Origin of the sequence: Bradyrhizobium sp. (genome assembly GCF_019244115.1) — a bacterium.
Classification (GTDB): Bacteria; Pseudomonadota; Alphaproteobacteria; order Rhizobiales; family Xanthobacteraceae; genus Bradyrhizobium.
Genome location: NZ_JAFATE010000766.1, coordinates 1 through 17,568, shown reverse-complemented (window position 1 = coordinate 17,568; position 17,568 = coordinate 1). Strand labels below are relative to the sequence as shown.

10 protein-coding genes and 5 pseudogenes are annotated in these 17,568 nt (G+C 62.5%); 9 read left to right on the top strand and 6 right to left on the bottom strand.

Translation table 11 applies throughout. The features are described from left to right. Positions 1–1,194 (top strand): autotransporter strand-loop-strand O-heptosyltransferase (locus JOZ76_RS32810; protein WP_291705534.1); only part of this gene is annotated, 1,194 nt, incomplete at its 5' end. A 1,491-nt stretch (positions 1,195–2,685) separates the two neighbouring features. Here JOZ76_RS32810 and JOZ76_RS32805 read toward each other — a convergent pair. Then, a pseudogene (locus JOZ76_RS32805) lies at positions 2,686–2,817 on the bottom strand (co-chaperone GroES); the annotation flags it as partial. A gap of 494 nt (positions 2,818–3,311) precedes the next feature. Between JOZ76_RS32805 and trbB the strand changes: the two are divergent. From trbB to JOZ76_RS32775, 6 genes and pseudogenes are all read left to right on the top strand, one after another. After that, positions 3,312–4,218, top strand: a pseudogene (gene trbB / locus JOZ76_RS32800) (P-type conjugative transfer ATPase TrbB). Next, a complete protein-coding gene (locus JOZ76_RS32795; protein ID WP_291705533.1) occupies positions 4,215–4,541 on the top strand; it encodes a TrbC/VirB2 family protein in 327 nt (108 codons plus the stop codon). Before trbB ends, JOZ76_RS32795 begins: the two are co-directional and overlap by 4 nt. 308 nt (positions 4,542–4,849) lie before the next feature. Continuing rightward, a complete protein-coding gene (locus tag JOZ76_RS32790) occupies positions 4,850–6,556 on the top strand; it encodes a methyl-accepting chemotaxis protein (protein WP_291705532.1) in 1,707 nt (568 codons plus the stop codon). Between the two features lie 16 nt (positions 6,557–6,572). Continuing rightward, positions 6,573–7,168, top strand: a pseudogene (locus JOZ76_RS32785) (recombinase family protein). A 119-nt stretch (positions 7,169–7,287) separates the two neighbouring features. Next, a complete protein-coding gene (locus JOZ76_RS32780; RefSeq protein ID WP_291705531.1) occupies positions 7,288–7,815 on the top strand; it encodes a GDSL-type esterase/lipase family protein in 528 nt (175 codons plus the stop codon). Positions 7,816–7,955: 140 nt separating this feature from the next. Then, positions 7,956–8,207, top strand: a complete 252-nt coding sequence (locus JOZ76_RS32775) for a hypothetical protein (protein WP_291705530.1) — start codon at positions 7,956–7,958, stop codon at positions 8,205–8,207. Positions 8,208–9,354: 1,147 nt separating this feature from the next. Here the strand turns inward: JOZ76_RS32775 and JOZ76_RS32770 are convergent. The 5 genes and pseudogenes from JOZ76_RS32770 to JOZ76_RS32750 form a co-directional block, all read right to left on the bottom strand. Then, positions 9,355–9,735: a hypothetical protein gene (locus JOZ76_RS32770; protein ID WP_291705529.1), complete on the bottom strand. Its 381-nt coding sequence runs from the start codon at positions 9,733–9,735 to the stop codon at positions 9,355–9,357. Positions 9,736–9,779: 44 nt separating this feature from the next. Further along, positions 9,780–10,206 (bottom strand): annotated as a pseudogene (locus JOZ76_RS38445) (TIR domain-containing protein). A 129-nt stretch (positions 10,207–10,335) separates the two neighbouring features. Further along, positions 10,336–10,737, bottom strand: coding sequence for a hypothetical protein (locus tag JOZ76_RS32760; protein ID WP_291705527.1), 402 nt, complete (start codon positions 10,735–10,737; stop codon positions 10,336–10,338). 239 nt (positions 10,738–10,976) lie between these two features. Continuing rightward, the gene (locus JOZ76_RS32755) at positions 10,977–11,150 is read right to left on the bottom strand and encodes a hypothetical protein (protein ID WP_291705526.1); all 174 of its coding nucleotides are present in this window, start codon (positions 11,148–11,150) and stop codon (positions 10,977–10,979) included. A gap of 741 nt (positions 11,151–11,891) precedes the next feature. Further along, positions 11,892–12,200 (bottom strand): hypothetical protein, encoded by a 309-nt coding sequence (locus tag JOZ76_RS32750; RefSeq protein ID WP_291705525.1) that lies wholly within the window; start codon positions 12,198–12,200, stop codon positions 11,892–11,894. A 1,021-nt stretch (positions 12,201–13,221) separates the two neighbouring features. On the opposite strand from JOZ76_RS32750, the pseudogene JOZ76_RS32745 reads away from it, so the two are divergent. Then, positions 13,222–13,718: pseudogene (locus tag JOZ76_RS32745) on the top strand (DNA-binding protein); the annotation flags it as partial. Positions 13,719–13,907: 189 nt separating this feature from the next. Beyond that, the coding region (locus JOZ76_RS32740) for a strawberry notch family protein (RefSeq protein WP_291705524.1) at positions 13,908–17,568 on the top strand (3,661 nt) is incomplete at its 3' end.

The window sequence follows — 17,568 nt, the reverse complement described above, 5'->3', positions numbered from 1 at the left end:
GAGTTCGTGCACCAACCCTGCGATTTCCGCCAGGTGGGGTTGCACCGAACCGCTGGCTATATACTCGGTGTCGATCTCGCCGAGGCGCCTCCGCGCATTGCGCTCGCCGACGACAGCCGTCCGATCGCGGAGCCCTTTGTATGCATCGCCGTGCAGAGCACGACGCAGAGCAAGTACTGGAACAATCCCGATGGTTGGCGCGATGTCGTCGACTATCTGAAGCAGACGGGGTACCGCGTCGTCTGTATCGACCAGAAGCGGGTGCACGGCCGTGGCCGGGGCTGGACCTACATTCCCCAGGGGGCGGAGGACGAGACCGGCGATCGACCGCTGCAGGAACGCGCGCGATGGCTCAAGCACGCAGCCGCCTTCATCGGCCTCTCCAGCGGCCTGTCATGGCTAGCCTGGGCCGTCGGCACGCCCGTGGTCCTGATCAGCGGCTTTACACATCCCAGCAACGAGTTCACGACTCCGTATCGCGTCATCAACTATCACGCCTGTAATAGCTGTTGGAATGACGTACGCCTTCGCTTCGATCACACGGATTTCTTTTGGTGCCCACGGCACAAGGACACGCCCCGCCAGTTCGAATGCACCCGCCTCATTACATCGGATCAGGTCAAGGCGATGCTGCAACGGATTCCTGGGTTGCAGGCCGGCTGCGCGCCCGCCGTTACTGGATCCGTTCACGCGGTCCCGTGCGAGACTAGGCCGCGTTCGGCGAGCAAGCCATCCGCGAACGGCGGCATGGCGACCGGTGTCACGGTGAGCGCCGGCGAACTCATGGATCGGGCGCGGGTCCACATTGCTCAAGGAGATCGGGACGCCCAACAGGGCGACCTTGTCAATGCCCTCAAAAACTATCGCGAAGGCTCGGCGATCATGCGTCGCTTGTCAGAGGCGGATAACAGGAACGCAGGCTTTCAGCGAGATCTGTCAGTTGTGCGGAATCGGATCGGCGCGGCCCTGCTGGCCCAAGGCGATCTCCAAGGAGCGATTGAGGAGCACCGCTCTAGCCTCGCTATTATGGAGCGCCTGACCGCTGAGAACCCCGACAACATCGAGTTCCGACGCGATCTCGCGTGGTGTAATGCCAGAATCGCCGAAGTGCTCAGGGCTCAGGGCCGTGCCGTCGATAGGCTCGCGAGCGGACCCGCCGCTCCCGCAATTACGAACCGTCCCGAAACGCGCTGAAGCGATTTGAGTGTGGCGTGATCGGCGGGAGTCTTGATCACTCGCTTCGCAAGCCCACTTTCGTGTAGTTCCGAGGACTCGACCGGCTAGGCCGGCCATGACTGTTGCGCGGCTACGAACCGATCATCGATTCTGGGGTAATCCTTGGCCGTGCGGAGATCGGCGCGTGATCCGCGTCAATCTCGCTAATCTGTATCCCTCTTCGTGAGCCGGCCGCGAGCGTATCCCTTGGAAGTCGCGGCGTAGACATCGTTCAATTCCGCTTCCAACAGACCTTTGGCAACGATCAGCGCACGGACGGCAGCATGAACGTCGCCATCGCACCGGCGATCGGATCGGGGTCCGGTAGCGGCTTGGGATCGGCGGACATGTTCGATTCCGTGTTGACGGTCCAAGAGAATGTTCTTCTTGTGTCAATCGAAACGCTGGGGGAAGCCTACCGGCTCACAGCTGGCGCTTACGAGTGCGCTGTGTCCGGGGCTACATAGAAAGCCCGGTTCAGGTCCAGCCGTGCGGCATACCCTTCTTCTCGCGCGTGGAGGATGCAATCGATGAGGCCCCATTCAAGCGCCTCACGTGAAGTCAAGATTATCAACAGGCACGCAGGGCAACCTTCGCGATGATTCACAACCGTGCTGGCTCCGCTGGCGCGATTTGCGCGACTCACGCTAAGCAATCGTGGTCCATCGGACTATTGCGAGAAGAACGATATGGTTGCTGCTGCCCGCGAATTGCCCACGTCAGGTTACGCGCTCGAAGTGGATGGAAGGCTGAAAGCCGAGTTTACGACCAGAGACGGTGCCAAGACAGGCGCGGCAGAGCTGAAGAGGCGTTTTCCGATGCTTCGGGTCAGAATCTACGATGCACAGCCATGACTCGGGAAGAGGTGTCGTTCCCCTGAGGTTTATGAGCTGAGCTTTTGCGCGTGCGGCAGAGGCCGCATCGGGCTCTCGTAAACCGAGTCGCGTAGCGTCTCGGCCGTCGGCTTCGATCCCTCGCGCACATCAGTGTGTCCCTCGCCGGAGGCACTCCGTCCCGGGTCCCGCCGCGTTCCGCACCGACGCGATGCTGACCCTCCTGCGAGTGCCTTCTTGACCGGTCTTAAGGACAGCAGTCGGTCCCGCGTCCCGCCTGAAGGCGGCGCTATGCTGTCGCTCCTGCGGCTGCTTTTTTTGCGGGATGCGTGCGACAGTCGCCACTCTTCCTCTCACGATGAGCGCATCGCCGCCGCCGGATCATGCCTTGACCGCCGTCATGCGCGGCGGCACCGACAAAGGGGGATAGTGCGGCGGCTTAAGACCGCTTGCCGCCGGCAATTTGGTCCTGTGCATTGGGCTCCCGATGGGAGTCGCGCCGCAAACTCTGTCTCTTTCCGGGTGTGGGAAGAACTCTGGCTTTGCCGCACCTTGTCGAGCTGTGGGGCGCAAGAGGCACGTATTGTTCCCCAATATGGTCGGCAGCAGGGAGGCCACGCTGTCATGACGACAGGCAGCCAACCGCGGTGATTTCGCCCTGAGAGGGCTTTTCCTTGGCCGTGTCGGGAATGATGATGCCGCCTGCGGTCTTCTCTTCGGCGTCGATGCGCTTGACCACGACGCGGCCGTGAAGCGGACGGAATTTCATGCGATCCTCCTTTGCTTTTGTGATTATTTCTGGATTGGCAGTCGCAATGGGCGAGTGCTCGCCGCTCTTCACATAAGCCTGTGACACTCGGGCGCAAGGGCTTCGACCCATGTCGCCTGTTGGCCCGGAAAGGGGACGTCCGCTTTCGAGCCGCTGTCAGGGGCATAGCCGACACCGAACGCGTCCCGACCGGCAGCGTCTCCATTTAGGGGTAAATGCGCTGATCGGCGAAACGTGACCCTGATCAGCGAGTGGCGGATCTTTCGAATTCCTTGTTCGTGCCGCGCGATGGCGCGTTGAGACTGTCGGCATTTCTCGATCTTTCTTTTCCCACGCCAGACTACGAACCCAATAACCGCCTTGTTGCGCTGAGCCGTTTCCTGCCTTTTCTATTCATCCCCATCTGAGGGCGCTCTCGCGGCGGGCTCAGCTATCGGGGGCGCCGGGTGGCAATCCATTCCATTCAATCAGAGGCGATCTCGCGCGGTGCGCGCATGCTGCGCACGGCGTTCGGCCCTGCGATCGCGCGTTTTCTGGACGATCCTGACATTGTTGAGGTGATGCTCAACCCCGATGGCCGGTTGTGGATCGACCGGCTGTCGCGCGGACTGGCGGATACCGGTCAAGGTCTGTCCGCCCCTGACGGCGAACGCTTCATTCGATTGGTCGCCCATCACGTCGGCGCTGAGGTTCACGCAGGCAGCCCGCGTGTTTCGGCCGAGTTACCCGAGACGGGGGGAGCGCTTCGAGGGGCTGTTGCCCCCGGTGGTAGCGGCCCCGGCCTTCGCGATCCGCAAGCCGGCGGTCGCCGTGTTCGCGCTCGATGACTACGTCGCGGCCGGGATCATGAGCTCGGATCAGGCCCATGCTCTGAGGGGCGCGATCGGAGCCCGCAAGAATATCCTCGTGGCCGGCGGCACCTCCAGCGGCAAGACGACACTGACCAACGCACTTCTGGCGGAGGTCGCCAAGACCTCGGATCGGGTGGTTCTCATCGAAGATACTCGAGAGCTTCAGTGCAAGGCACCGAATCTCGTCGCGCTTCGGACCAAGGACCGAGTGGTTTCGCTATCGGACCTCGTGCGTTCTTCGCTGCGCCTGCGGCCTGACCGCATTCCAATCGGAGAGGTGCGCGGCGCAGAAGCCCTCGATCTGCTCAAAGCCTGGGGCACCGGGCACCCCGATCCATGCGGCACCGCTCTCGGAGCCCTGCGCCGGCTTGAGCAACTCATCCAGGAAGCCGTGGTCACCGTCCTGCGCGCTCTGATCGCAGAGACCATCAACGTGATCGCTGTCCTATCCGGTCGCGGCGCGGATCGCCGCCTTACCGAGCTCGCAGGTGTCTCCGGCCTCGGACCATGTTGTGACTACAGCCTTACAGAAATGGGGGACAAATCATGAGTTTAGCGTCTTCGTTCGAGCGACGGATCGCTTCCAGCGCTGTATTCGTGGCCATCTGCTTCTCCGTTACTCCAGCCTTGGCCGCTGGCTCCAACATGCCGTGGGAGCAGCCGCTCAACCAGATCCTGCAATCGGTCCAAGGTCCCATCGCCAAGATTAGCGCAGTCCTCGTCATCATCAGCACGGGGTTATCGCTCGCGTTCGGGGACACGTCAGGTGGCTTCCGCAGGCTGATCCAGATCGTGTTCGGCTTGTCGATCGCGTTCGCCGCGTCAAGCTTCTTTCTGTCGTTTTTCTCGTTCGGCGGCGGAGTGGTGATCTGATGGATGAACAGATCCCTGGGTTCGTGACGCCGGTACATCGCGCGCTAGTCCCGATCAGGGTGTAACAGACCGCAAAAAAGTGAGACGTCGACCCTCATGGCAAGTTCCTCGACAACGTGCGCGCGGCCTGATCGGCTGTTTCGCGCCGACACGGGCGCTCTCGGCCGCAGTGCCCTTGTCTCCGACGCCGTAGTTCCACCGTCGGTAGTGTTAACGCCGCGTAGAGCAACATCGAACAACTTTCGGTGGAATGCCGGGTGCGTCGACGGGACGCACTTTGCTTACATCATTGGTTAATGGGGCTAACAATGCACTTCCTCGGCCGCTTTCGTCTGCTGACCAAGATCCTTGCCATCGTCGTCCTGCTCAGCGGCATCGCCGGGATGATGGCCTACCTCGGCATCTCGGCGCTTGGAGATCTCAGCGAGAAAGCCGACCTGATGTCATTGGCGGCCAATCGCGCGCTCCTGGCGGCGCGCGCCAACCAGAACGTCATTTCCGTGAACCGCGCCGAGTTTCGCAGCGCGCTCGATCCGCGCGACGAGAACCGCTTAGCGGCGCGCGAGGTGATCGAAACGCAGCTCAAGCAGTATGAGGAGCGTTTTGCAGAAGTCAGCAAGACCGTCGACGAGAAGGCCAAGGCAATGCTTCCTGACGTCCGGGAGGCGTTTTCGGCATATAAGACACAGCTCAATGCGACCTTATCGGCTATCGATGCCGAGAAATCGTCGAAGCTGAGTGACAGCGCCGAGAAATTGCGCGATACGGCCATGAAGAGCCGCGGCGCGGCCGAGAATCTGCAGGCCAAGGTCCGCGCTCTCGCCGATCGCCTCAACTCCCGGGTCGAAGAGGAGAGCACGGAAGCGCGCGCGCATTACGAGGCGACATCCCGACTTTTGATTATCATAGCGCTGTGTGGCCTGACTTTCGGCGGCGTGCTGGGTTTTGTGATCGGCCAGTTCGGCGTCGCCAAGCCGATCAGGGCGATCGTCGCCCTGCTGCAGCAGCTTGCTTCCGGCAACTATGATGTCGAAATCCACGGCGCCGACCGCAAGGACGAGGTCGGGGATGTGGCGCAAGCGGCGGTCGTGTTCAGGGACAATGGGCTGGCCAAGATCCGCATGGAAGCCGAGCAGAAAGAGGCAGAGAAGCGCGCCGCCGCACAGCGTCGCAAGGACATGCTGCAGCTGGCGGACGGTTTCGAGGCGGCGGTCGGCGAGATCGTCGACACGGTTTCCTCGGCGTCCACCGAGCTCGAGGCGTCCGCCAAGACGCTGACAGGAACCGCCGACCGCTCGGAGGAACTCGCCACCACGGTGGCGGCGGCGTCCGAGGAAGCCTCCACCAATGTGAATTCGGTGGCATCCGCGACCGAGGAGCTGTCATCCTCCGTCAACGAGATCAGCCGCCAGGTCCAGGAATCGGCGAGGATGGCGAGCGAAGCGGTCGAGCAGGCGCGCAAGACCAACGATCGCGTCGCCGAATTGTCCAAGGCCGCGAGCCGTATCGGCGACGTGGTCGAGCTGATCAACACCATTGCCGGCCAGACCAACCTGCTCGCGCTCAACGCCACGATCGAGGCGGCGCGCGCCGGCGAGGCGGGCCGTGGCTTCGCGGTGGTCGCCTCCGAGGTTAAGGCGCTGGCTGAGCAAACCGCGAAAGCCACCGGCGAGATCGGTCAGCAGATTTCCGGCATCCAGGCCGCGACCCAGGAATCGGTCGGCGCCATCAGGGAAATTTCGGGCACCATCGAGAGGCTGTCGGAGATCTCCTCGACCATCGCAGCCGCTGTCGAAGAGCAGGGCGCCGCGACCCAGGAAATCTCCCGCAACGTGCAGCAGGCAGCCCAAGGCACCCAGCAGGTCTCCGCCAACATCAGCGACGTGCAGCGCGGCGCCAGTGAGACCGGCTCGGCTTCATCGCAGGTGCTCTCGGCGGCACAGTCGCTGTCATCCGACAGCAACCGGCTGAAGCTCGAGGTCGGCAAGTTCCTTGGCAACGTGCGCGCCGCCTGATCATAAGAGATTTTGTATCACGAAGGACGACCAGGACGCGACCCGCGCCCGAGACCAGCTCAAGGCCTTCGCGGCCGAGCGTGGCCTTTCCATCGCCGCCTGGTACGTCGAAAACGAATCGGCCGCGAAGCTGGCGCGGCCGGAGCTGTTCAGGCTGCTGGCCGATGCGCAACCCGGTGACGTGCTCCTGGTCGAGCAGGTCGATCGCCTGTCGCGCCTGACCACGGGAGACTGGGAAAAGCTCAAGGTCGAGATCTTGGCGCGCCGCATCCGGGTCGTTGCGCTCGACCTACCGACGAGCTGGATGATGGCGGCCGCGAGTGCCGACGAGTTCACCTCGCGCATGTTCGAAGCGATCAACGGCATGCTGCTCGACATGCTGGCTGCGGTCGCGCGCAAGGACTATGACGATCGTCGCCGCCGGCAGGCGCAGGTATCGCCAAGGCGCAGGTTGAAGGCCGCTTCAAGGGCAGACCGGAAGATGCCGAGCGCAACGCCGAGATCGCCGAGATGGTCACTGCAGGCAAGTCTTGGAACGCGATCCAGGCGGCGACCCGGTGCAGCCGCGCGACCATCGCGAAGATTGCCAAGCGTCTCAAGCTAGCGGCCTGACGGCTGTTCCGAGGTATCGCCGGCGCGAGCTTGCCATCGGCTTCCCTTGGTCTCATAATACCGTTCGACCGGCCGCGACATGAGCAAGATGCGTATCGGGCGAGTCCAGAGGTAGCAAAATGGGGAAGCAATTCCTGATGCTGCTGGCGGCGATTGCTTCGGTGGTTATCGCAATCGATTCGGGTCCGGCGCGCGCAGCCACCGTGAACATTGTTGCATTTGGCGCTAGCAACACCGCCGGAAAGGGCGTCGGCACCGGCTATGCCTTTCCTGCCCGGCTAGAAGCGCTCTTGCGCGCGAAGGGTTACGACGCAAACGTGGCCAATGCAGGCATCAGCGGCGACACGACGTCCGGCATGTTGAGCCGGCTAGATTCGGCAGTGCCGAACGGCACACAGATTGTCCTCTTGGCCATCTATCGTCTCAATGATGGGCGTCAGGGCATCAGCGACGCCGAGCATGCAGCCAATAAGCAGGCGATCGTGAGCCGGCTGCGCGCGCGCAGCATCACGATCATTCCCGTCGATATCAGGGGTTTGCCGACGCAGCGCGACAACATCCATCTGACGGCTGAAAGCCACGAAGCCGTCGCCGCGCGCCTGTTGCCACAGGTCATTCGGGCCATCGGCGCATCAGGCGGACATTAAAGGTTGGCGCCAGCCGCAAGAAGGTTGAGCGGAGGCTCGAGCGCTAGCGCGGTGCTGAGAGGAGAGCGCTGGGTCTTGCGTGAAAGCCCCATCCGGATGAGCTTTACCGGGCCTTAACTACGCTGGCGCATCATCAAATCATGAAGACTCGCGACAGCATGAGCGTGGTGATCGAGACCTTGCAAAGGGACCATGAGCTGCTGGCAGCCTATTTGGAGGCGACCGATAGAATCGATTGGCGGGCCCTCCATAAGCGCGTGGCGATTGGCGAGCCGCCCAAGCCGGTCAATGCAGAAGCCGACCAGATCTCCGCTGCGCCACAGTTGTCTGACGTCGTACCGTCAGCATCGACGTTCGTCTTTCGGCGTACCAACCTGATGCGAGTTCCCTGAAAGTTGCGGTTGGCTGGAGGGCCGATATAACCGTCGACCCGAGGACGCCGAGCGCAATGACGGGATCGCCCGCATGCTTGCGGTAGGGCGGTCTTGGGGAGCGATCCAGCGGGCCACTGGCTGCAGCCGGGCGACCATTGCCAAGATTGCCAAGCGCATTAAAGCCGTCGCTTGGAACCACCCTGACGGCTGTGTACAGGCGGGAGCACACCGCTACTGCATTTGATCCATATTGCGAGCGAACAGCGAACAGCGAACAGCGAAGGAGTCGCCAAACTAGTCTAGCGGCCGTACCGCGCGAGCGCTCGGCGGCACTCGCGGCGCATGGATTATTCGCTGGAGACGACTTGCCCGGGCTGAGCGACCATGAAGGCTGCAGCGCCTTGGCCTCGTCCAACGGCGGCAAAACTCGCGCGCTCGTTCGCGACCCCCTTAGTGGCCGGTGACCCAAACGAGCGGGGTCAGGACCGCTACAAGTGCAAATAGCAGCGCGAGCATAATCCTCTGTCACCTTCGCCCCGGGCGCCAACGTCTCCTCGACGATCCGCGCCTTGTCATCCTGCGACCAGGGTCGCCGCCGCTCCAACCCGCCCAAAACTTCGACCCGCATCGCCTGATGACCTTAAAGCTAGATTTAAGGTCACACGCTTCGCGAAATGCCACGCGTCAGACAAGACGGCGCTCGTCGGATGCGTACGTTCACGAACCGGTAGGTTGCGATGTAAGGAACAATCTCGCTGCCGCGAAACCGCGTCAGGACATGTGGCTCAAGGGAACCAGGTGAGCCCAGGATTACTAGCCGCACTTCCCGTAAATTTTGATAAACAGGATGCTTCGAGGTCAGGCAGTTCCAGATCAGGGGGCCGGCCAAGACCTCTCGCAACAACTCTGTCAGGAAGGGAATGGCCAAGTTGCGGTCAGGTATCAAATGCGCGACCGACAATAAAATCGCAACGATCTCCTCCAAGCACAGTGCATGTCCCCGGCGAACCTCGTCGAGGTCATAGCGGATTGGTCCAACAAACTCGCCAAGGTGCCCAGGCGCCGGGGCTTCATGGACTCAAAAGCGGATGGCGACAGCCCGATGGCGAAACCACGTCCGTTGTCGGCGTAGGCACGCCACTGCCCAAGATCGTCGCGAGACCGGCTAAAAAAAGGCAATAAAGAACTCCAGGCTTGAGGCCAACGTGTCGTGTTCAAACGTCTGCAGCAGACAGTCGAGGAACAAGCGGACGCTCGCGTCCGCTCCGGTCGACATTCCTCGCGCAACGTCGCGCGCTATGTCGATGCCGTGCTTGAGTTCGCTTGGATCATTAAGGCGGCGATAGTCGGTGAACCAGAAATTGCTGGTTTTGAGAATGCCTTCAAGACCTACAAGGTCGGTGTAGTGGTACAGGGTCTCGGTAATCGTAGTGGTATCCTGTTCGGCCAAAAGATGCGTCCTGGCCCAATCCCGGTACCGCTTGAGCGCCTTCTCAAGCTCCGGTGGCATGGCGGTGGCGTTGACTGGCGGGCTGCTCGCCGACATGGATGGAAATCAAGTGGCGGGTTCAATGCGTCCCGGTCGCTCGGTCATGACCACATCTTGTTCGCGTCAAACGCCAGGTTCGCGGCCTTGAGCTCTTTGACGAGCTCCATTTTCCAGCCATTGTTTGCATCAAATTCTTTGTAGATCACGCCGTAGAGATCGGACGGAATTTCGACATTGCCCTTGCGCAGCAGACAGGCGCGGCCGCGGCCGAGTTTGCCGCGAAAAAGCCGAGCTCGAAAATCACGTTCTGGCGCGCGGGAGTAGCGCTGGTCGGATCTCCAGCTTTTCCGCCGATGTCATCGGGCGTCAATAGCACGACAGCAAAGCCGACCTGGCCGGCATAGTCTCGAATTTCTCGATGATAGCACGGCCGGCGTCCGGCTGCTCGCGCAGGATGATCGCCTTAAGCTCGAGTTGCTCGAGGAAGCGCGCGATGGCCTGCAACGCGCCTTCGTCATGGCCGTGCACAACAAAGACTTCATTGCGCGGTCGGACCGTTGACTGCTGTGTCGGCGCGCTTTCGGGGGCGACATCGGCAAGATCATCTTTAGCGCCTGGATCGCCCGGCCGAGAAGTTGAATCGATCGCTGTTTGCCTTCAGACAGGTATTCGCGGCTGGATGGCGTCTTGAGCATCATAATCCGGCATAGGACCTTCCCCAAATGCTGGTCCCATTCGAGCAATATGCGGACCGTGATCGAGGTTGGCGGCATATCGTAGAGCTTGAAGCGCGGAGTGTCGTGACCGAACGCCGCGCCCAAGGCTTCGGTAATCGAGTTCGATGGCGACCGCCTCCGGAATGTTGTAGCGCTTCTGCACGGTCTTCGGATCGAGGGCCTCGAGCTCAGCAATGCACCGTTCCAGTCCTTCGATACGGCGGCGGATCTGATCCGGATTCAAGACCGGCGACTCCGGCCGTGACGTTTTCGAGCTGCGTGCCATGTGCCCCCTCAATGCATTGATGATAATGTTCGCGCCGCCGCCGGAAAGTTGGGTCATACGCCCTCCTTTCCACATTGCCCAGATGGCGCGACTTGTATGTGTGCGGCGTAAATGTGCTGATCTATACTGCTGATGTCGATCTCCGCGCCACAGAAGCAGAGCGAGCTGCCGTCCGATCTGGGTCGGCAGCCTGCAGCCAGCATCCCACATTCCGTACTTCCAGGCGAGGACCGCGCGGTGCCAGGAGTTCGGCGGGAACGGGGAGGGGGGCCTCTCGTCGTGCCGGTGCGGCATTCCTATTCGGGCAGGTCTTTCGTCTTCACGTAGGCCAAGAGCGCCTTAGCGACGACGGGGTCCAAGTAGACGACGTGATCGCCGGCCTCGCGGTTCACTCGCAGCCGAAACTGCCAGCCATCATAGGAGACGTAGACGCCGTCTCCCAGGTAGGTCTCATTTGGTTCGTCAGCCATGGCGCGTCCTTCGGTGATTTGGAGCAGCTCCTCTTGGTGGGCTGCGCCCGTCCAGAAGGACAGGCACGGCCTTCTTCTCAAGGAACTATTTAGCCGGCCCGTAATTTCTTACCGTGCCGGCGTGTGTCGGATCCCCACGACACGCGTCGGTGGCGCCCCCTCCTCACGGAGCCCGGCTCCGCGTCCCTGGGCTCGGCCCCCGTTGATCGGGAGAGGAGGGGAGCTTTCGTGCCGGGCCCTCGGCTGCCTTGGAGTGCTTCGCCGCCGCTCGCCAAAAACAACCAAGGCGCTCGTCAGCCGCGCCCTAGGCTCGCCGGTCAGTGGGGGGGGCAGGGGGGGGGTGACCGGCTGAAGAATTGACTCCCGACGCAACAACTTGTTCCTGCGCGTCCCGTCGCCACTGCAGAGTGGGCTCGGGCGAAGGGGCGGCTCGCAACGAACTTCATGCGGCTTTGGGCTCCATGTGCGCGGTGTAGATGTGCTCGTCCAAGCACACACCAGGTCTGGTCGCACTTACCAAACAGGGCGGCCTATTTCACGTCTGGCGGCCGAACTCGGTTTCGGGAGTCGTGGCTAAGGAGACGGAACGCTCGGCACGATTTCAACAAGATCGCCGCTGCCGTTGCGTTTTTCGGCGGTCGGCTCGTCATCGATTGGCAGGACGAATAGCGTTCAATAGGCGCGCGGATCGAAATCATTGTCTCAGTCGCAGGCAAGGGGGCGCCTGGCTCAAGGCTGGAATCACCAATCGGCGCGCAGCTCAGGTGGAGCGTCCGTTATGCCGAGTCGCTCCGCGTCGCCGCACAACAAAAACATGATCCCGAGGAGCACGTCCTCATCGAACTCGGCTTTGCGGATGACCTCGACTTTCGCGTGATACCCCTCCGGAGTCATCGCCGGCATACGCGCAATTTTTCGCTCGAGCCTGATGGCCTTCTCGGCGGTGCCGCCGATGGCTGGATCTTCATCGTCGAGGCGCCCGACCTCACGCCACACGTCTCTCCACTCTTCGATTGCTGAGAGAAGCGCGGCGTCAAGACTCTCGGCCATTGGCCCCTCCGGTATTGCGGCTGAGAAACTGTACCGGGCCGGGTACAGTTTCGGGCAACTGGTCAATTTGACCAGCTGGCAAAACTGTCGGTCTCTCCGACAGTTCTGGCAAATGCTGCGTATGTGGATTGAATGCCCCAAGCGAAACCCCGCCCGACAAGATTGCCGGGCGGGGCAGCCTTCCGCGCCCTTAGAACTTCATCAGGGTATGAAAGCTGCGGCTCCCGCCACATGGGAGACGATGATCGACAGCGCGGTCTCGATGTCGAGCTCGCAAAACGGTGGCGCACCAAGGACTGTGCGATCCTGTCAGCCCCAAGCTGGCGTGTGCACGACCGGGGTATTGTTCAAGCTAAATGGGAGTGATGCGATCCTGCTAAGCCGACAGAATATTGATGGACGAATCATCGAGCGCGAGATTTGCACCTTTAATTCGTTCGGAGACATGCGATCGTGTGTGGACTGGGACACGAAGGCCACTCACCGAGACATGAAGGACCCCAGAGGGGAATGGAGCAAGGTCGCCGATTAACCTCTCATCTGCTGAGATCGATGCGAGCAGATGAAACCACGTTGCGCGCACTCGTTGTGATCCTTGCCGCCTGGTTCCTCGCCTCAAGCGCCTGCGGCGCTGATCTGGTCGGCCTTGCCCGCATCTCGACGGCGACACTGTCGAAATCGGGCAGTCGAAAATTCGTCTCTCGGGCATAGACGCCCCCCAAGACGGATCAGACCTGTCTCGACAAGAAGCCGAGAACGCATTCTACAGCTAGCCAGCCTGGGGTGGTATACCGAGCTCTGTGAGCGCCTGTGCCGAAATTTTGGTCGGATCCTTCAGACCGGTTTGCGCCACTTCGATGATCTTTTTGGCTATTAGTTCGGTCAGCGGATCGCTCCGATCGACCAATCTGAGGCGCTTAAAGCGCTTTCATAAGCCGCTTCAAGAATTTGGATGTCTTCAGGCCCGAGCGGGCACTTTGCGAGCAACCGATAAATGGCCATGGACGTTTCCCCTCCATCGACAGCCAAGTTTGGCACAGCTCAGGCGTCCCTGTTCGCCCACTGTGCGTCCTTTGCCGTCAACGCGGTGTACGAGCCGGCCAGCCGCTACAATCAGGGCCGTGTCACCACCCACAGCGTTCGCTCGCGCCTTGACCAGGCCGATGTGTTGGCACGCCGGTCGGGCTCGACATGGTCCAGGCCGGCTGGAGACCAACCGTCGACAACTATCTGGGCCGCGTGACCAAACCGCGGATCCTGGAGGCGGTGCGCGAGGCGAAAGGCGAGGCCTCGGCGGGGCTCATCGACCATCTGAAGAAGGCCGACATGGCCAAGGAGGCCGAGCGTCTTCTCGAAAACTCCGTCTGGTTACCGGAGCCGCTTCGTCTCTTTGACCCCGCGTCCGCGCCAGCGGAGCAGGAACGCGAAGTCGGACCGCTGCCGGAATTCCTGTCCGATGACGAGGACCGGGACGTCGCGGCCGACGAGGATCGGCCACAACTTGATGCCGCCGAATGAGATCGGCTCGCGCGATCGGCCGTGGCCGTCCGCATTGGTAGTGGCGGGGACCGGCGTGCAGCGTCGGTCCCCATTCTTATTGGGTGGAGGCTCAAGAGGAAGAGCCGGGCCGGGAAGGGTTTGAGTCGCCGCGGTCTAGAGAGCGCCGGGCGGTTCAGCCCATTCCCGCTCTCCGAAAGACATCCTCCCATGGCCGAATCTCTCGTCGGCGCCGCCGCGGCGCCGCTCTCCATGCGTGCCACAGCAGTTGCCGCATCCGCCGTTGTCAGGGCTGCGCGACAGCTCTTGTCCGATCTCGAACGCGGGCGGCGCATCGATGCCGCTCTCCTGCGCTCCGCCATGGAGGCCGCGTTTGGCGCCTCCGATGCGACTGGGACCTGGAACTGGAAGACGGCGTACGACGCCTGCGAGGCGGCGACCGTCCTGTTCCTCCGGCGGCATGGCGCCGCCATGCGCGCCAAGGCGACGTCGCCTGCCGCCATGCTGCCGATGCTGACGAGGATCACGAGGCTCCTTCCGACCCACACAAGGCGATCCGAGGAAAGTGAATCCCTCCAGCAGTTTTCCACACCAATCGGGCTGGCCTACGCCGCCAACATAGCGGCCGCGGTCGCACCCGCGGACGTCGTGCTCGAACCGTCGGCAGGCACCGGCTGTCTGGCGATCTTCGCCGAACTGGCAGGCGCCTCGCTCGTGCTCAACGAGTTCGCCGAGGGCCGCGCCGGCATTCTCCGGCACCTCTTTCCTGCCGTCTCCACGACGCAGTTTGACGCCGCTCACATCAACGACCACCTCGATGCCGGCGTCGTGCCGAGCGTCGTACTGATGAACCCGCCGTTTTCGGCCGCGATCAATGTCGATCGAAAGACTGCAGATGCGGCGTTACGGCACGTGCGGTCCGCACTGGCCCGTCTTCCCGAAGGCGGACGGCTCGTCACCATCACAGGCGCGAATGTCGCACCCGACAATCCCGCGTGGACCTGTTCCTTCAAGCGGCTGCAGGAACAGGGCCAGGTCGTATTCTCGGCGGCGATTGACGGGGCTGTCTACGCCAAGCACGGCACCACCATCGACACCCGCCTGACCGTCATCGATCGCCTGCCGGCTGACGACATCGCCTCATTCCCGGCATGCCCCGGCGTCGCGCCCGACCTGCCGACTTTGCTCGACTGGGTCATTGAGCACGTCCCACCACGTCGCGCCGTCGTGGGCGCCGCAGCGGCGCCGCCGCCGACATCTGCCAGCCGGTCCACGCCTCGAACCGTCCGCGGGTACGTCGCCCGACGACAGCCCTCGGCGGTCGTGCCAGAGATCGACCCGCCGGCGACCGAAGTGGCCTACGAGCCACTCGACTGGACGCCCACGGACGGCAGCAACATCACCGATGCGCTCTATGAAACCTACACACTTCAGTCGATCCGCATACCCGGCGCCCACGCGCACCCCACCAAGCTTGTGCAGTCCGCCGCAATGTCGTCCGTCGCACCGCCGAAGCCGTCCTACCGGCCGCATTTGCCGGACAATGTTGTCGAGGGCGGCATCCTGTCGGACGCCCAGCTCGAAAGCGTCATCTATGCCGGAGAGGCGCATTCGGGCTTTCTGGCGGGCTCCTGGACTGTTGATCCGACCTTTGATGTCGTGGCAGCCGCACGCGATGACGCTGAGAACGCCGTTCGCTTTCGTCGCGGCTGGTTCCTAGGAGATGGCACTGGCGCGGGCAAGGGGCGGCAGGTCGCGGGGATCCTGCTCGACAATTGGCTGAAGGGCCGCCGTCGTGCGGTCTGGATCAGCAAATCAGACAAGTTGATCGAAGATGCACAGCGCGACTGGTCGGCGCTCGGTATGGAGCGGCTGCTCGTCACGCCACTTTCGCGCTTCCGCCAGGGCACGCCGATCCGGCTCGCGGAAAGCATCCTATTTACTACCTACGCTACGCTGCGCACCGACGAGCGCGGCGAGAAGCTTTCGCGCGTACGGCAGATCGTCGAATGGTTGGGCTCCGATTTCGATGGAGTGATCGTCTTCGACGAGAGCCACGCCATGCAAAACGCGGTTGGTGGCAAGAGCGAGCGCGGCGAACTGGCCGCCTCTCAGCAGGGGCGCGCTGGGCTGAGGCTCCAGCACGCCCTGCCGAATGCCCGCGTCGTCTACGTCTCGGCGACCGGCGCGACCACAGTGCACAATCTTGCCTATGCCCAGCGACTGGGATTGTGGGGCGGCGAAGATTTTCCATTCACCACCCGAGCCGAATTCGTCGAGGCGATCGAGGAGGGGGGTGTCGCGGCCATGGAGGTGCTGGCCCGAGACCTCAAGGCGCTCGGCCTCTACGCGGCTCGCTCGCTTTCTTACGAGGGTGTCGAGTACGACCTCGTCGAGCACCAGCTCACAGCCGAGCAGGTTCGCATCTACGACGCCTATGCCGGCGCGTTCGGCATCATCCATAACAACCTCGATGCGGCGATGCGGGCCACCAACATCACCGGCGAGACCGGCACGCTGAATGGCCAGGCGAAATCCGCCGCACGGTCCGCCTTCGAAAGCGCCAAGCAGCGCTTCTTCGGCCATCTATTGACCTCGATGAAGACGCCGTCGCTGATCCGCTCGATCGAGCACGATCTTGACGCAGGCCACGCCGCCGTCATCCAGATCGTCTCGACCGGTGAAGCGCTGATGGAGCGCCGGCTCGCCGAAATTCCGACCGAGGAGTGGAGCGACGTCCAGGTCGACATCACCCCGCGCGAGTACGTTCTCGACTATCTCGCTCATTCCTTCCCGGTCCAGCTCTATGAGCCGTTCACCGACTCGGAAGGAAACCTCTGTTCTCGACCCGTCTATCGCGAGGGCCAGCCGGTCGAGAGTCGGGAAGCCGTCGCTCGACGCGACCGTCTCATCGAAAACCTCGCGTCGCTGTCGCCGGTGCCCGGCGCCCTCGACCAGATCGTCCAGCGCTTTGGAACAGACATGGTTGCCGAGGTCACTGGCCGTTCCCGCCGCGTTGTCCGCAAGAGCGGGCGCCTCATTGTTGAAAGCCGTGCCGCCTCGGCGAACCTCGCCGAGACCTCCGCCTTCATGGATGACGCCAAGCGCATCCTCGTGTTCTCCGATGCCGGCGGCACGGGCAGGAGCTACCATGCCGAGCTGTCGGCGCGGAATCGCAGGTTGCGCGTGCATTACCTGCTCGAACCCGGCTGGAAGGCGGATGCTGCCATCCAGGGCCTCGGCCGCACGAACCGCACCAACCAGGCGCAGCCGCCGCTGTTCCGCCCCATTGCGACGGACGTGAAGGCGGAGAAGCGTTTCCTCTCCACGATCGCGCGCCGGCTCGACACCTTGGGCGCCATCACCCGCGGTCAGCGCCAGACCGGAGGGCAGGGTCTGTTCCGGCCCGAGGACAACCTCGAAAGCCAGTACGGCCGTGATGCGCTGCGCCAGCTCTACGGGCTGCTCGTGCGTGGCAAGGTCGAGGGCTGCTCGCTCGAGAGGTTCGAAGATGCGACCGGACTAAAGCTCATGGATGCCAATGGCATCAGGGACGAGCTTCCGCCGATCACGACCTTCCTGAACAGGCTACTGGCGCTCACCATCGAGCTGCAGAATATCCTCTTCACCGCTTTCGAGCAGCTGCTGACCGCCCGCATCGAGGGCGCGATTGCATCCGGCACCTATGACGTCGGACTGGAAACGCTGCGCGCCGAGAGCTTTGTCGTCACCGATCGGCGGACCATCTATGTTCATTCTCAGATCGGCGCCGAGACCCGGCTTCTCACAATTGCCCAGCGCGAACGCAATCATCCTGTGACCCTGGATGAGGCCCTCGGCCGACTTTCCGACCATCGTGCCGTCGTGCTGA

Excerpts from the sequence above, each read along its gene's own strand:
- JOZ76_RS32795 (WP_291705533.1), top strand. The coding sequence starts at position 4,215 with ATGAGTTTAGCGTCTTCGTTCGAGCGACGGATCGCTTCCAGCGCTGTA.
- JOZ76_RS32790 (WP_291705532.1), top strand. The coding sequence starts at position 4,850 with ATGCACTTCCTCGGCCGCTTTCGTCTGCTGACCAAGATCCTTGCCATC.
- JOZ76_RS32780 (WP_291705531.1), top strand. The coding sequence starts at position 7,288 with ATGGGGAAGCAATTCCTGATGCTGCTGGCGGCGATTGCTTCGGTGGTT.
- JOZ76_RS32775 (WP_291705530.1), top strand. The coding sequence starts at position 7,956 with ATGAAGACTCGCGACAGCATGAGCGTGGTGATCGAGACCTTGCAAAGG.
- JOZ76_RS32770 (WP_291705529.1), bottom strand. The coding sequence starts at position 9,735 with ATGTCGGCGAGCAGCCCGCCAGTCAACGCCACCGCCATGCCACCGGAG.
- JOZ76_RS32760 (WP_291705527.1), bottom strand. The coding sequence starts at position 10,737 with ATGACCCAACTTTCCGGCGGCGGCGCGAACATTATCATCAATGCATTG.
- JOZ76_RS32755 (WP_291705526.1), bottom strand. The coding sequence starts at position 11,150 with ATGGCTGACGAACCAAATGAGACCTACCTGGGAGACGGCGTCTACGTC.
- JOZ76_RS32750 (WP_291705525.1), bottom strand. The coding sequence starts at position 12,200 with ATGGCCGAGAGTCTTGACGCCGCGCTTCTCTCAGCAATCGAAGAGTGG.